Below are 14,895 nucleotides of genomic sequence, written 5' to 3'. Positions count from 1 at the left end.
CGTGACGTTGCTCGACACCTCGAAGCGTGAAGAACGGCCGCCCTGCTGTCCCGGGAACGAACCAAGATCAGCAGGTCAGGTGAACGGCCGAGGTTAAACACCAAGCTACGACCAGGCCAAGGCCCGGCAGATCGTCGAGCAGTCGATCCGTAAGGAGGCCACGGCGAAGAACCGCCCGGCGGACCTCATCAACATCGCGCTGGAGAAGGTGGTGGAGGCCGGGCTGGAGCTGCTGGGGTTCTCCACCTTCGACAGGATGGCCTCGAAGATCCGCACCGAGGTGAACGCCTCGATCTGCGCGGGTATCCACGACCGGATGAGCGCTGCTCAGCGGGCGGGGCTCATGCGGCTGCTGGAGGACCGTAACAGCGACGGGGCGACGCTGTTCAACCGGCTGAAGAAGCCTGCCAAGGGTTCGGCCTGGTCGTACTTCAAGAACCTGACCGAGCGTCTGGAATGGCTGGACGAGCTCGACGACACCGATGTGTGGATGGAGGGGGTCGCTGCGGGGAAGGTCACCGACTTCGCCGGGGAGGTAGAGGCGGCGGATGCCTCGGAGCTGCGGGACTTCGTCCCCGTCAAACGTATCGCGCTGGTCGCGGCCCTGACGCACAAGGCGCGGATGCGGGTGCGGGACGACCTGGCGATGATGTTCTGCAAGCGTGTGGCGACGAAGATCAAGAAGGCCAAGGGGGAGCTGGAGGAGATCCGGCTCGCCGAGCGGGAGATCGTCGAGTCCTTGATCGGGAACTACCGCACGGTGCTCAAGCACATCCACGAGGGCGGCCCGGCCCAAGAGGCGCTCACGAAGACTGCGGCCATGACCGCCGAGGTCCGCCAGGCCCTGGATGGTCTGGACGAGGAGGCGTCGGTGGACGAGGTCGCGACGCGGCTGAAGGGCAGGGTCTTGCCGGCGGTCCTCGCCGTGGTGAAGGCCCAGGTGGTGCAGGCCGGCGGGTTCGGCGCGGTCACCCGCGCGGTGAAGGGCTTCGGTGGCTTCGCGAAGCAGTACGAGCAGATCGAGAAGGTCTCCGCTCACCACGACAACTTCTGGGAAGTGCTGCTGTACGGGCAGATCGGCCGGGACCGGGCGGTGATGTTCGACCTGGCCGACAACGACAAGCTGAAGTTCACCGCGATCAGCGAGGACAGCCGGGTGCTGGACGCCCTCGCGCACGCCCAGCGGCATCAGGCGGCCCGCGGCGGGTACATCACCGCCTTCAACGAGGAGGGCAAGGAGGTCGACATCTCCTTCGCCACCCAGAACTGGCGCAAGGCCGTCCTCGACAAGACCCGGATCGGGCAGTTCGTGCGCAAGCACTTCGAGGCGATGGTCTTCACCGCGCTCGCCGAGGAACTGCGTACCGGCGACGTCGCGGTGGTCGGCTCGGAGGAGTACGCCGACCGGTCCGAGAAACTGCTGGCCTGGGAGGTCGTCCAGGCGACGCTGGGGTCCTACCTGGTGGAGGTCGGCCTCGCCGAGGCGGGAGAGAGCGCCGAGTTCGACGCGAAGTTCTTCCGCCGGCAGCTGGAGGACAAGCTGCGAAACGCCGCCGCGGCGGCGGACGCCGGGTACCCGGAGAACGACGGCCTGATCATCGATCCGGAGGCGGGCGTCCCGTCGTTGAAGGTGTTTAGGGCGGACGGTCAGCGGCCCTCGGCGAGGCGGCTGGAGCAGGAGATCAAGGCGAGGATGCCGGAGCGTTCCCTGATGGGGATCGTGGCCCGGACCGCGTACTGGGTGAAGTGGTGGCGCCGTTTCGGCCCGCCATCCGGCAACGAGCCCAAGCTCACCGACCCCTTGGGCCGCTATGTGATCGTCTCATTCGTCAAGGGCACCAACATGGACCCGTACGAGGCCGCCCGGCACATCCCCGGCGTGAGCGGGCACGAGCTGTCGTACGTCCCCAACAAGCACTTCTCGATTCAGCTGCTGAACGAGGCGATCGCCGACCTGGTCAACGCGCACGCCCGCCTCGACATCTCCCGCGCGTGGGGTAACGAGACCACCGTCGCGGCGGACGGCACCCACATGGACACCTATCTCGACAACCTGCTCTCCGAGACGAGCGTGAGGTACGGCAAGCCGGGCGGGATCGCCTACCACCACGTCTCGGACACCTACATCGCGTTGTTCACGCACTTCATCCCGTGCGGGGTGTGGGAGGCCGTCTACATCATCGAGGGCCTGCTGAAGAACACCTCCGAGGTGCAACCAACCACGGTGCACGCGGATACGCAGGGCCAGAGCTTCCCTGTCTTTGCGCTCGCCCACCTGCTGGGCTTCGACTTGATGCCCAGGATCAGGAACTGGAAGGACCTGACCTTCTACCGGCCCTCCAAGCAGACGGAGTACGTGCACATCGACGCCCTGTTCGGGGAGCCGGGCAAGAACGTCATCGACTTTGACCTGATCGAGTCCCAGTTCCGCCACCTGATGCGGGTGGCCGTCTCCGTACGCGAGGGCACCATCTCCTCCTCCACGCTGCTCAAGCGGCTGCGGTCGGGCTCGCGGAAGAACGCCACCTACTCGGCCTTCCGCGAGGTCGGCCGCGTGATCCGTACCGTGCAGCTGCTGCGCTACCTCTCCGACGCGCCGCTGCGCCGGCGGGTGACCGCGGCGACCAACAAGGTCGAGTCGTTCAAACGGTTCTCCCAGTGGGTCGGCTTCGGCAACCGCGGCGTCATCGCCGACAACGACCCCATCGAGCAGGAGAAGGAGATGAAGTTCAACGCGCTGCTCACGAACGCGGTGATCTTCCACAACGCCCTGGACATCGCGGAGATCGTGCAGCAGCTGTTGGAGGAGGGATGGGAGATCGACCCGGAAGACTTGGCGCACATCTCGCCGTACCTGACCGAGCACATCAATCGGTTCGGCGAGTACAGCACCCACGAACTCGGCATCCAGCCCGACGCGTACGACCCGAAACTCGACGTCGACTTCACCCCGCTGCGCGCGCAGGACCTGACCGCCGCCGGACTCGACCAGGCCGCTTGACCGACCGCGAGCTGCGTACGGGACGATTGCGACCGGCGCTTGAGCCTGCGTGCCGGTCGAAGTGCCGGTGAGCGCACCGGCACAGATCCTCACCCCTGCAGCTGCTACCTAGGACTTCTGTAGGTTGGCCATCGCGGACCCGCCGTCCGGGCCGGTCCTGAAGACACCCGCTGATCACATCCGTCCGAAGGAGCTGAGCGCCCCTCTGACACCAGTTACGGCTGAGGCCTCGTACCCGGCGCACGCCCGCTACCGGGGCTGACAGCCCCCGTTGTCCTCGAAAAGCTCTCGGGTACGGCGCAGCAGCGCCTCCCGTACGCGGTCCGGTGACAGGACCCGTAGCGTGGTGCCCAGGCTGAGGAGGTATGTGGCGAGCTGGTCGGCGTCGTTGCCGCCGATTTCGACGATGGTGGCATCAGGGCCGTCTGGGTGATGGGTGCCGATCGTGGGCGGGACCAGCCGTAGCGCCTGGTCCATGGGGTGCGCTAGCCGGACTGTGACATAGAGCGGGTACACGACGCCCGCGATGGATCGAGAGACGAGGAACGCCGGGTCGGGCGGGTCGACAAGTTCGACGGTATGTCCGGTCGGCTGTACCTGTACCACCCGGTCAGCCCGGAATGTCCGCCACTGGTCCCGGGCCACGTCCCGGGCGACGAAGTACCAGCGGCGGCCTGTGTGTACCAGGCGGTAGGGGTCGATGTCCCGGATCGTGGCGTTCCCCGCATGGTCCCGGTACGAAAGACGGGTGCGCTCGCCGCGACGGCAGGCGGCGGCCAGTTCCAGCAGCACGCCGGGCGAGATCTGACGTCCCTCGGGCCTGGGAGTGTGTACGAAGATCGCATCCATCTCCCCCAGCCGGTCCGCGATCCGGGGCGGTAGGACCTGCCGAAGTTTCAACAGTGCCGACAGCGCGGCCTGGTCGCTGCCCAAGACGCCGCTGAGCGCGGCCTCTCGCAGCGCGACGGCCACGGCAAGCGCCTCCTCGTCGTCGAGGATCAGCGGTGGCACCCGGGTGCCACCGCCGAGGCGGTAGCCGCCCCACGGCCCGGAGTCGGACTCGATGCCGTAGCCGAATTCCCGCAGCCGGGCGATGTCCCGCCGGACCGTGCGGTCGGTGACCCCCATTCGCTCGGCCAGCTCGCGGCAGGTCCACGTCGGTCGAGTGGACAGCAGCGAGACCAGTCGCAGCAGGCGGGCAGAGGTGCTGATCACATCTCGAAGTGTTCCCCATGACCAGGACCGGAACTGTCCTGGTTCCGTCATAGCGTCCTCCCCATGAGTATCGAACCCACATCCGGACCCGCGATCCGCTTGCTGTCCGTCGACTTCGACTGCCCGGACCCCGCCGAACTGGCCCGCTTCTACGGCACCGCGCTCGACTTGCCCGTCATCTACTCCAGCGACGACTTCATCCTGCTCGGCCGCGAGGGGTCACCCGGACTGGGCTTCATCCGGGTGGCCGACTACCGGCGTCCGACCTGGCCGGACCCGTCTCAGGGCAAGCAGGCTCACATGGAACTGGGCGTCGACGATCTAGACGCCGCCCAGGCACGGATGCTGGCACTGGGCGCCGTGGAACCCCCTGTCCAACCGCACCCCGATGAGCGGAGGGTCCTGCTGGACCCCGCAGGCCACCCTTTCTGCATCTCCACGCAGGACTGAGCATCACCGGTCGGCCGACGCCGTTGTCAGCAGGAGGGGGCGGCAGAAGTGCGGCCGGAACAGGCAATAGCGAGTAGGAACCCCTGGTCATCGTTCCGTGACTCCGACGCAGCTTGCCGCCGCAGTAAATGCCGGATTTACTGCGGCAGAGACCATACCGTGATCATCGCGACCTGTGTCGGGGCATTCCGGCCGCAGGGGTGAGGTGTACGCATTTACTGCGGCAGTGCCGGAAGGGCGGAGCGGGCGTGACGATCGAACCGGTGACCGATCTCGGGAGTGGGGGCGCGCTTCGGTTGCCGCGCGCTCGGGTCGTACCTCTGTCCGCCCCGCCCTCGTCGTACACCGCGGCGGTCGAGCGCTACCTCACCGGCGCGGGCATCGCGAAGTCCTCCGCGCGGATCTACCGGATCTCGCTGACGACGTGGGGATGGATGCTCGCCGGCGAACCGGCGCCGACCGGATCCGCCCGCCGGGGCGCGAAGCCCCCCGTCTTCCCCGTCGCCGCGATCGGCGACCCGGCACTGCCGGAGGTGCTGGCTGAGCTGGCGGCGGCGCGGGCGGACGAGATGGACGCCGACACCGTCAACCGGGAACTGTCCATCGCGCGCAAGGCGATCGGCTGGTGACAGCGCCAAGGCTGGATCGAAGGCGATCCCACGATCGGCATCGAGCAGCGGCCGGCGCCGCCCGACCGTACCAAGGCCCTCGCGGAGAACCAGATCGCCGCCTTGTGGCGCCTCGACGTCGCGCTGCGGGAGAAGATTCAGTGGAAGATGCTCTACGAGTCCGCCGCACGGGCCGACGAGGTGCTGTGCCTCAACGTGGAAGACCTCTACCCGCAGGACAAGCGGGGCAGGATCACCGCCAAGGGCGGGGCGACCGAGTGGATTCACTGGCAGTCCGGCACCGCCCAGCTCCTCCCCCGACTCATCGCCCGACTCATCGCCCGCCGTACCCGTGGCCCGCTGTTCCTCACCGACCGCAAGGCCCCGGCCGGAACACCGGCGCTCGACGTGTGCCCGGAGACCGGCCGGGCCCGGCTCTCCTACCGCCGCGCTGAGGAGATCTTCGAGGAGAACACCCGACTGCTGGCCAACCCCCTCGCCTCACCCGACGACATCGAGGATCTGGACGGCTGGACGCTTCACCGGCTACGGCACAGTGCCCTGACGCACGACGCGGAGGACGGCACCTCGATCCCGATGCTGCTGGCCCACTCCCGCCACGCCTCCGTCCGATCCCTGGAGCGGTACGCCCGCCCCGGCGTCGACTCGGTCGCCCGGCACCTCGCCGAACGCGACCCCGCTGCACGCCACCGCACGTAAATCCGAGCGGATCAGGGCTTCAAGATCATCCCGTTGCCCCTTTGGCGCGTATCTCGGAAGCGACCGCAATTTCATCTAATGCAGCACTGCGGTCGGGCTGCACATCGGAGGATCTGTCACTCATCGACGCAGGCCAGGGACTCAGCCTATGTGGTCCCTCCAGCTGGGCAGGTCGCTTCCGGGGCCCTCAATGCGACCACAGGCAGGCTTCCTACCTGCATGTTTGCGATCGACTTACATCTAATGAAAGATCCCTTCGTCTGATGTAAGTGACGGAGAGTGCTTTTGATGAGCAGGAATAGCCTCGCGCCCGGGGCAGCGGGGCTGCATCTGGTCAGCGATCTGCCGCTGCTGCGGCCCGACGAGCAGGTCTTCACCGCGATGCTGGACGGCTGGCGCAACCAGCAGCTGGCGCGCAACTTGGCGTTCTCCACGATCGAGGGCCGGGAGAAAACGGTGCGGGCCTTCGCTCGGCACGCCGACACCTTCCCGTGGACCTGGTCGCCGCAGATGCTCGACGAGTGGATGGGCGATCTGCGAGCGGTCCGCGGGCTGAAGCGCTCCACGCTGCGCAACTATCAAGGTGTCGTGCGCTCGTTCTGTAACTTCACTGTCGACCCCGCCTACGGCTGGGCTGCGACCTGCGAAGAACGTTTTGGCACTCACCCCATACAGATCGTGCACGAGTGGAACGCCGCGGTGCACGTGGAGGACGCCGAAGCCGACGCGGCGAAGAGGCCCTTCACCCAGGACGAGTTGCAGGCGTTCTTCGACTACGCCGACGACCAGGTCACCAAGGTTCGGGGCCGGGGCCGCAAGGGCTGGCTGCCCGCGTTCCGTGACGCGGTGCTCTTCAAGACCGCGTACGCCTTTGGCCTGCGCCGCAACGAGACCCGGATGTTGGACACGGTCGACTTCGGCCGCAACCCCGAGGGCCCGGAGTTCGGCGACTACGGCGTCTGCTACATCCGCCACGGCAAGGCGAAGAAGGGCTCGCCCCCGAAGCGCCGCAGCGTGCTGACGGTCTGGGACTGGTCGGCGGAGATCCTCCAGCAGTGGAACGAGGAGGTCCGGCCGCTGTTCGCCACGTCCGGCACCAGGGCTCTGTGGCCCTCGGAACGCTCGGCCCGCATCGGCTTCTCCCAGATGAACACCCGCTTCGCTGCCTACCGGGACGCGCTCGGCCTGGACGAGGGACTGGACTTCCACTCCTTTCGAAGGTCGTACGTGACCCACCTGATCGAGGACGGCTGGGACGCCCGGTTCGTCCAGGAACAAGTCGGCCACGACTACGCGTCCACGACCGCGATCTACACCTGCGTATCCTCCGACTTCCGCACCCGCACCCTGCGCAGAGCGCTGGACGCGACGATGGAGGCCGCCCTGCGGCCGGCAAGGAGAGCCTGATGAAACGCCAGGTCAGCTACCAGTGGCGGCTGCGCGAGGTAATGGCCACGCGCGGCATCTTCGTCGCCTCCGACCTGTCACCGCTACTGGCCGACCGCGGCATCGAACTGTCCTCGGTCCAGGTCTGGCGACTGGTCACCCAGACCCCCGAGCGACTGTCCCTGCCCGTCCTCGCCGCCCTCTGTGACATCCTCGACGTCACTCCCGCCGAGTTGATCGCCACCAAGGCGGAGAACGCGGCCCCGCGCCGCACCGCCGCCTCCGGCGGCGCCGACGTGGTCGACCTCGCGGCCACGGTCAGGCCTAAGCGGGCCCGTGTCCGCCCGGATAAATGAGCCGCATCCGGGTCCGGCCCGAGGACCTGTTCTGCGCGCGCTGTCACCGGGCTGTCCGTCTCGGAGCCGCCCACTGGCCCGAGGGCTACCTGTGCTCCGCTTGCTACGACCACGCGCTGGAGACCTATGGGCAGTGCGTCGGCTGCGGCGTCGACCGTCTCACTCCCGGCATCGCACCGGACGGCGGCCGGTGGTGCACCAACTGCGCGGGCGGCTTGGGCGAGTTTCACTGCGAACGCTGCGGCCGAGAGGCCCGCCGCTACCTGCTCGGAGTATGTGGAAACTGCGTCCTGGCCGAGAGACTGGAAGAACTTTTGGACGACGGCGCCGGCCGCGTCCGGCCCGAACTCGTGCCGTTCTTCGACGAGGTCAGGTCCGTGCCTCGTCCCAAGGCAACGCTGACCTGGGTCGGCAAGCCACACGTCCAGAAGATCCTGTGCGCCCTCGCCCGCGGCGAAGTGCCTCTCACCCACGAGGGATTGAGCACGCTCTCGCCCTGGCGGTCGGTCGCCCACGTCCGTGACCTGCTCATGCACACCAGCGTCCTGCCGCACCGCGACCGGCACCTCTTGCTGTTCGAACGCCGCCTCCCCGAATGGCTCGACAGCATCAAGAACCTCGAACACCGTCAGCTCCTGAACCGCTTCGCCACCTGGCACATCCTGCGCAAGCTCCGGGCCACCGCCGCCAAGCGGCCCCTCGGCCCCGGGGCCATCAAAACCGCCCGCACCCAGCTCATCCAGGCAGCCGCCTTCCTCACCTGGCTCGCCGAACGGGACCGCGCCGTCGGCGAGTGCACCCAGGCAGACCTCGACGCCTGGTTCGCCCAGGACGCCACCGCCCGCCGCGTCGTCCAAGCGTTCCTGCGCTGGAGCATGGACCACCAGGTCATGCCCCGGTTGAAAGTCCCCACGATCCGCACGGAGAACCCGGCCCCGATCAGCCAGCACCACCGCATCGCTCTAATCCGCAAGATCATGACCCGCGACGATCTCCCACTCATGGAACGGATCGCGGCAGCCCTGATCCTCCTCTATGCCCAGCCCGTCCGCCGGCTCGTCCGGCTCACCGTCCACGATGTCCAGCACGACGGCGACCAGGTCGCGCTCCTCCTCGGCGACCCGCCCACACCGGTTCCCGAGCCCTTTGCCGAGCTACTGCTTGGCTACATACGTGACGGACGCCCGAATCGGCCAGGCGGCACTCTTCCCGCCAGCGACTGGCTCTTCCCGGGACGCCGGGCCGGACAGCCCATGGACCCCGCCACCCTCGGCAAGCGGCTGACCACCGCGGGAGTCCCCACCCTCCACAGCCGGACCGCCACCCTGCGGCAACTCGTCCTCCAGGCGCCGCCCTCGGTCGTTGCGGGGATGCTCGGCTATCACGCCGTTCATACCGAGGCCGTCGCCGCGCAGGCCGGAGGCACCTGGAAGAAGTACGCTCCCGGCGACCACGCGCGCTGAAGCAGTCATCTCCTTGGAACTACGCGTCAGGCGAACGGTCCCTCCTCCAAGGAGACCTCATCCCACAGTGGTGAGCATGCTGAACCGAGTAGCCGTACTGTCCGACATTCACGGAGTCCTGCCGGCCCTGGAGGCCGTGCTCGCCGAACCAGAGGTGAGTGCCGCCGATCGCATCGTGCTCACCGGCGACATCACCGCCGGTCCGCAACCGACCCAGGTTCTCGACCGGCTGACCTCTCTCGGCAACCGCGTCGTCTGGATCAGCGGCAACGCCGACCGTGAACTCCTCGAATACCGTCGCGGCCAACGCGACTCGATCCCCGATCCGATCGCTCCTTGGGCCGCCGAACAACTACGCGAAGACCACATCGACCTTCTCGGCCAGCTGCCGCAATCACGCTCTCTGCCAGTACACGGCCTGGGGAAGGTGCTGTTCTGCCACGCCACCCCCCGGGACGATGAAGAGGTCGTCCTGGTCGACTCACGCCTCGACCGCTGGCGAGAAGTACTCAGCGGGCTTGACACCGATATCCGCACGGTGGTCTGCGGGCACACACACATGCCGTTCGTCCGCCTCGCCCACGGCCGACTTGTGATCAACCCCGGCAGCATCGGCATGCCCTACGGAAGGGCCGGGGCCCACTGGGCGCTCCTGGGCCCCGGCGTCGAACTACGCTCCACAGCCTTCGACATCGAGGCAGCCATCACCCAGGTCACCCAGGACTCCTCTTACCCTGAAATCGCCGAGTGGGCCGACTACTTCCTCCACACGCGAGCAACCGACGCAGACGCTCTCGAAGCCTTCGCCCCTCGGGACGGACGCAGCCACGCACCGTGACATCGTGCGCCCATCAATGGCCGCACACCCCAGAATTCCGACTACTCGATCAACGACTCATACCAGTACTGAACCCCACATGGCGGTCTCCCTCACTGTGTCTGAGGGGGACCGCCATGTTTCATGAGGCGCAGCGTGTGGTCAGGAGCGCGCGTCGAACTCGCCGGCGCGAACTCCGGTCACGAAGGCGGCCCACGACGAGCGCGGGAATCGTGCCGGAAGACTGCCGTGCTCGTTGGGCGTCCAGAGGGAGAATCCCTTAGCCATAGGGCGAGGGGATTCGGCCATTGCCTGTGGTTCGCCTACCAACGCTGCGGGTGGGGTATCACCCTGGTGCTAGCGAGTCCTGCTGAGGGAAGAGAGAGGCAGTCGTTGTGGCTGATCACCGCAAGCCGGACCCGGACCCGAGCCAGGGAAAGCCTCCGCCGGGGAACTCGGACGGGAAAGCTCCCGACCCGCCGCCGCCCAGCGGCACCCGCCGGAAGTAGCGGCTCGTGGACGAGCTCACTGAACTCCGGCACCGGCTCGCGCGCGTCATGGACGACCAAGGGACCTGGCCGGCAGATTCCCCATGGGTCCGCGAAGCCGTCGAGAAGCTGCCTCGGCACCGCTTCGCCCCGGACCGGGTATGGGCGTGGAACGGGGCGGCGTATGTCCCCGTAGACCGCGCTCACGACCCGGGGCGCTGGGCCGAACTCGTCTACCCAGGGCCCAACGACTCCACCATCACGCAGATTACAGACGGGCTGGCGACCTCCAGCCTGTCGTGTCAGTCGGTCGTGGTGGACATGCTCGACTCGCTGATGGTCGAACCGGGCCACCGCGTGCTGGAGCTGGGCACAGGACTGGGCTGGAACGCCGCGCTGCTGAGCGAACGGGCGGGCCCGGGACAGGTGACCAGTGTGGAGGCCGACGCCCAGCTTGCGGCCGCGGCGCGCGAGCATCTGAAGGGCGTGGGTGCTGAGGTCGCCGTGGAAGTGGGCGACGGTACCCGCGGGTTCCCGGATCGTCAGCCGTACGACCGCCTTGTGGCGACGTACGCGGTCGACGAGGTGCCGTGGGCGTGGGTTGAGCAGATGCGGCCCGGCGGCCGCATCGTCACCCCGTGGGGAAGGCTCGGGCACGTGGCGCTCACCGTGGCAGCCGACGGCCAATCGGCCAGCGGCTGGATGCAGGGCCTGGCTATGTTCATGCCCAGCCGCGACACCGCCCCCGGCAAGCCCTTGGACCAGGTCCGCGGCGATGCCCTGCCGGAGACGGAAGGGCCCATCGCCAGGGACCTGCTGCCGCTGCACTCCGACTGGAACTTGCGGTTCGCGCTGCGCGTCGTCTTGCCCGAGGTTCGGATCACGACGGAGGCAGCCGACGGCGTGATCGCGTGGCTGCACGACGGTCGCTCTTCGTGGGCCACCCTCGTCTCACCGGAGACGGGCCCCGCTGTGGCCTATCAGGGCGGCCCCCGGCGCCTGGCCGAAGAGGTTGATCGGGCGTGGAAGAGGTGGCAGGACGCCGGCGCACCGAGCCTCTATGACTTCGGTATGACCCGCACCCCGGATCAGCAGTACATCTGGAGTGGTGACAAGGACACCGGACTGCGCTGGGCAACGGGAGAGGCCAGGGAGCGCGTTCGATAGACGTGACTGCGGCGTTGACCGGTGTCCACATCTAGGCTGGCGCATTCGTCAGACGGCCTCGCGCAGCCAGGTACGAGCTCGCTCATCGAGCTCCAGGGCCGGGCGCGCCCCACGTGTCCGGAATCGCCCAAGGTCTGAACGCATCGACTGCACGGCCTTACGTGTCCGGGAGGAACGGATGCCGGTCATCGTGTCCAGCGCTCTGTCCCAGGTCGCGCACGCCGCTTCGATTTGCCCCTGTTGCAGCTGGGCGTGGCCTTCGGCAGCGGCCGACAGCGCAGCGATACGCTGGTGCGTTGTCGAGCCGTACCGCTTTCGTGCATGCGCGTGATGCTGCTCGGCGGCGGGCGTTGTCACGTTGTTGGGTGCGTGACTGCCTGATGGTGCGTCGGGGCATGGTGGGCCTGCGGCCCGGGCCTGTCTTCAGGCCGTGGTGGGCAGGTGGGCAGCGCCGGTGACCTGCTTCCAGATCGCGAAGTGGACGGTCATCTCGGCGCGGTGGCCGGAGGCGGTCATCAAGTGGCGGCGGGGCCGGAAGTGGGGCGAGATGCCGCTGAAGGCGGACAGAAACCGCTGCGCCCCGCCGGTACTGCGGAAGCCCTTCATCGCCCGCTCGCGCTGCCTCGTCGGCTGATGGGAGTTCTCGGCCCGGTTGTTCAGGCCTTTGTGGGAGCGGCGCTCGACCGAGGGCATCGCCTCGCGGTGGGCCGCGCGGTAGGAACGAAGCTTGTCCGTGACGATCACCCGCGGCACGGCCCCGATTCCTCGGAGGAGCCGACGAAAGAAGCGCCTGGCCGCGGCCTTGTGGCGCCGGCTCTGGACGAGGACGTCCAGCACGTTGCCGTCCTGGTCGACCGCGCGCCAGAGGTACTTCCGCTCGCCGTTGATCGTAAGAAAGACCTCGTCCAGGTGCCACTTGTCGCCCGGCCTCGCACGCCGGCGGCGCAGCGCGTTGGCGTAGGACTGCCCGAACTTCAGACACCACCGGCGGATCGTCTCGTGGGACACGATGACGCCGCGCTGCAGCATCAGCTCCGCCACCTCACGGAATGACAACGGGAAGCGGAAGTACAGCCACACGCAGTGGGAGATCACCTCCACCGGGTACCGGTGCCCCTTGTACGACGGCGGCATACTGCCCACGGACAACCCCCTCCACCATGATCAACCCGAAGATCATTCCACCCCGCCAGCCAACGTGACAGTGCCCTTCCGAGGCATCGCCACCCGCTACGAGAAGACCGCCACCTCCTACAAAGCAGCGGTCACACTCGCATCACTCCTGCTCTGGGCAAGATCAATTCGAAGACGGACCCTAGTTCTCGCCACTCGGCTGAAAACCCTGCGAGAGGCAGCAGGGATGACCAGAAGGGTGGCCGCCGAAGCACTCGGGGCTCACGCGGCAACTGTTCGCCGTATCGAATTGGCCGAGACCTCTCTGGACGAGGGTCAAGTCCATACCCTTCTCAAGGCATACGGAGCAGGGCTCGCGGAAATCGAAAGAGTTCTTGGGCAACTCGCGAGGGCGAATCTGCCCGGCTGGTAGCACCCCTGGCGCTCGGTCATGGACCCCTGGCAACTCGACCTGATGAGCGTGGAATCTGCGACGAGCATCATCCGAGTCTGGGAACCAGCTCTCGTCCCTGCCCTGTTGCGCACCCAGGCCTACGCCCGCGCCGTCGACGACGTTCGCCGGCCGGACCTCTCCCCCGAGGCCCGGGAACAGCGAGCCAGCCTGCTGATGGAACGGCAAAAACGGCTACGGGACCGCAACACACGCCTCTGGGCGCTCATGTCCGCCGCCGCGCTGAACACCGAGGTCGGTGGCACCAAGGTGACGAACGACCAGCGGCTCGCGCTCCGCGCGGCCGCCGAGCGCGCGGATGTGGCCTTGCAAATCCACCCGCTCAACGGGCCGCTGCATGCCATGACCGGGATGCCGACCGTGACCCTCTACCGCGTGGACGTTCCCGAGATTCCAGATCATGTGGTCAGAGAAGGGACACTACCTGGAACCGCTGATGTCTCCGACGCCCTCAATACGGTGACGGCCTATCACGTGCTGCTCGATCATGCATGCGTTATCGCACCTCATCCAGACAAATCGAAGGAAGCACTGCTCTCATGACAGAACCAACGCGACTGTCCCCGCAGATCGACACGTCCGTTCCTCACTCGGCCCGGGTCTGGAACTACTGGCTGGGCGGGAAGGACCACTACCTCGCCGACCAGGCCGCCGGCGACGCCTACAGCAGCAGGTACCCCCTCATCGTTCCCTTCGCCGGGGAATCGCGGGACTTCCTGCGCCGCACCACGACCTTCTTGGCCAAGGATGCCGGCCTCAGGCAGTTCATAGACCTCGGTGCAGGGCTGCCCACCTCCAACAACACCCACGAAGTCGTCCAGCGGATCGACCCCACCAGCAAGGTCGTCTACGTCGACCACGACCCGATCGTTCTGCTGCACGTCCATGCGCTGCTCACAAGCACGCCCGAAGGCGCCACGGCCTACGTCGAGGCGGACATGCGCGACACCGAAACGGTACTGAACGGGGCAGCCAAGACTCTGGACATGACCCAGCCGATCGGCCTCGTCATCAGCGACGTGCTCGGCCACATCGTCGACTGGGACGAGGCCCGCGGTCTGGTCAAGCGCCTGGTCGACCGCCTCCCCTCGGGCAGCTACCTCGCCCTGAGCCACTCCACGGCCGCTGACGCCGCGCACCAGGTCGTGCAGGACGAATACAACAGCTCGGGTGCCATCCCGTACCTGCTGCGCGAGCCGTCCGTGACGATCGAGCTGTTCGAGGGCACCGAACTGGTGGAGCCCGGCTTCACCAGTTGGCCGCGCTGGCGTCCGGATGCCAACACCGGGGTTCTCACCGACCGCGCCGGATGGGGAGGGGTGGCGCTGATCCCGTGAACACGAGCAGCGCGGAGTCCGCCTCACCTGAGCTTGATCATTAACCTCGCTGCTGTTTTAGGCGGATGTGTTCGGTGAGGGTTTCGATTCGTTTCACGGTCTTTCCAGGTTCGTGACGTGGGGCTGACCTGCGGTTCTTCGAGCCGGGTGGGCGTCCGGGTCCGGGCTTGGAGGGTCTGGGCACGTCGGCGGGACGGGCGGTCTTCACGCGGAGGTGGCGGAACCCCCGGCGGACCCGGGCAGGGGTGAGCCGACGAGGCTGCGCCGGCCGCTCCCAGGGTCGACGAAGATCCTCGGCGAGG

The 14,895-nt window shown here is 67.4% G+C and carries 11 protein-coding genes and 3 pseudogenes; 11 read left to right on the top strand and 3 right to left on the bottom strand.

The window, feature by feature from the left end; translation table 11 throughout:
- Positions 1-127 precede the first annotated feature (127 nt).
- Positions 128-3,001: pseudogene (locus tag ABD374_RS32225) on the top strand (Tn3 family transposase); the annotation flags it as partial.
- 249 nt (positions 3,002-3,250) lie between these two features.
- On the opposite strand, the gene ABD374_RS32220 reads toward ABD374_RS32225, so the two are convergent.
- Positions 3,251-4,216 carry a helix-turn-helix transcriptional regulator gene (locus ABD374_RS32220; protein WP_344500281.1) on the bottom strand — a complete coding sequence of 322 codons (966 nt, stop codon included), beginning with the start codon at positions 4,214-4,216 and terminating at the stop codon, positions 3,251-3,253.
- Between the two features lie 63 nt (positions 4,217-4,279).
- On the opposite strand from ABD374_RS32220, the gene ABD374_RS32215 reads away from it, so the two are divergent.
- The 8 genes from ABD374_RS32215 (at position 4,280) to ABD374_RS32180 (ending at position 11,671) form a co-directional block, all read left to right on the top strand.
- Positions 4,280-4,666 (top strand): VOC family protein, encoded by a 387-nt coding sequence (locus ABD374_RS32215; RefSeq protein WP_344500279.1) that lies wholly within the window; start codon positions 4,280-4,282, stop codon positions 4,664-4,666.
- A 248-nt stretch (positions 4,667-4,914) separates the two neighbouring features.
- A complete protein-coding gene (locus ABD374_RS32210) occupies positions 4,915-5,295 on the top strand; it encodes a hypothetical protein (protein ID WP_344500277.1) in 381 nt (126 codons plus the stop codon).
- Positions 5,296-5,397: 102 nt separating this feature from the next.
- Positions 5,398-5,994 (top strand): site-specific integrase, encoded by a 597-nt coding sequence (locus ABD374_RS32205; RefSeq protein WP_344500275.1) that lies wholly within the window; start codon positions 5,398-5,400, stop codon positions 5,992-5,994.
- Between the two features lie 288 nt (positions 5,995-6,282).
- The gene (locus ABD374_RS32200; protein WP_344500273.1) at positions 6,283-7,401 is read left to right on the top strand and encodes a tyrosine-type recombinase/integrase; all 1,119 of its coding nucleotides are present in this window, start codon (positions 6,283-6,285) and stop codon (positions 7,399-7,401) included.
- Positions 7,401-7,736, top strand: a complete 336-nt coding sequence (locus tag ABD374_RS32195) for a helix-turn-helix domain-containing protein (protein WP_344500271.1) — start codon at positions 7,401-7,403, stop codon at positions 7,734-7,736. Before ABD374_RS32200 ends, ABD374_RS32195 begins: the two co-directional genes overlap by 1 nt.
- Positions 7,733-9,199 carry a hypothetical protein gene (locus tag ABD374_RS32190; RefSeq protein WP_344500269.1) on the top strand — a complete coding sequence of 489 codons (1,467 nt, stop codon included), beginning with the start codon at positions 7,733-7,735 and terminating at the stop codon, positions 9,197-9,199. The genes ABD374_RS32195 and ABD374_RS32190 overlap by 4 nt, the downstream gene beginning before the upstream one ends.
- Before the next feature lie 76 nt (positions 9,200-9,275).
- On the top strand, positions 9,276-10,037 hold the full coding sequence (locus tag ABD374_RS32185) for a metallophosphoesterase family protein (RefSeq protein ID WP_344500285.1): 762 nt from the start codon (positions 9,276-9,278) through the stop codon (positions 10,035-10,037).
- A 494-nt stretch (positions 10,038-10,531) separates the two neighbouring features.
- Positions 10,532-11,671 (top strand): methyltransferase domain-containing protein, encoded by a 1,140-nt coding sequence (locus ABD374_RS32180; protein WP_344500267.1) that lies wholly within the window; start codon positions 10,532-10,534, stop codon positions 11,669-11,671.
- Between the two features lie 423 nt (positions 11,672-12,094).
- On the opposite strand, the gene ABD374_RS32175 is transcribed toward ABD374_RS32180, so the two are convergent.
- Positions 12,095-12,805 (bottom strand): IS6 family transposase, encoded by a 711-nt coding sequence (locus ABD374_RS32175; protein WP_344500283.1) that lies wholly within the window; start codon positions 12,803-12,805, stop codon positions 12,095-12,097.
- Between the two features lie 148 nt (positions 12,806-12,953).
- On the opposite strand from ABD374_RS32175, the pseudogene ABD374_RS32170 reads away from it, so the two are divergent.
- Positions 12,954-13,799, top strand: a pseudogene (locus ABD374_RS32170) (helix-turn-helix domain-containing protein).
- Positions 13,796-14,593 (top strand): SAM-dependent methyltransferase, encoded by a 798-nt coding sequence (locus ABD374_RS32165; RefSeq protein WP_344500265.1) that lies wholly within the window; start codon positions 13,796-13,798, stop codon positions 14,591-14,593. Before ABD374_RS32170 ends, ABD374_RS32165 begins: the two are co-directional and overlap by 4 nt.
- Positions 14,594-14,633: 40 nt before the next feature.
- On the opposite strand, the pseudogene ABD374_RS32160 reads toward ABD374_RS32165, so the two are convergent.
- Positions 14,634-14,895, bottom strand: a pseudogene (locus ABD374_RS32160) (NF041680 family putative transposase); the annotation flags it as partial.

It is taken from the genome of Streptomyces enissocaesilis, from assembly GCF_039533765.1.
GTDB lineage: Bacteria > Actinomycetota > Actinomycetes > Streptomycetales > Streptomycetaceae > Streptomyces > Streptomyces enissocaesilis.
Note: the sequence above shows the minus strand (reverse complement) of the source record. Positions and strands in the feature narration are given on the sequence as shown.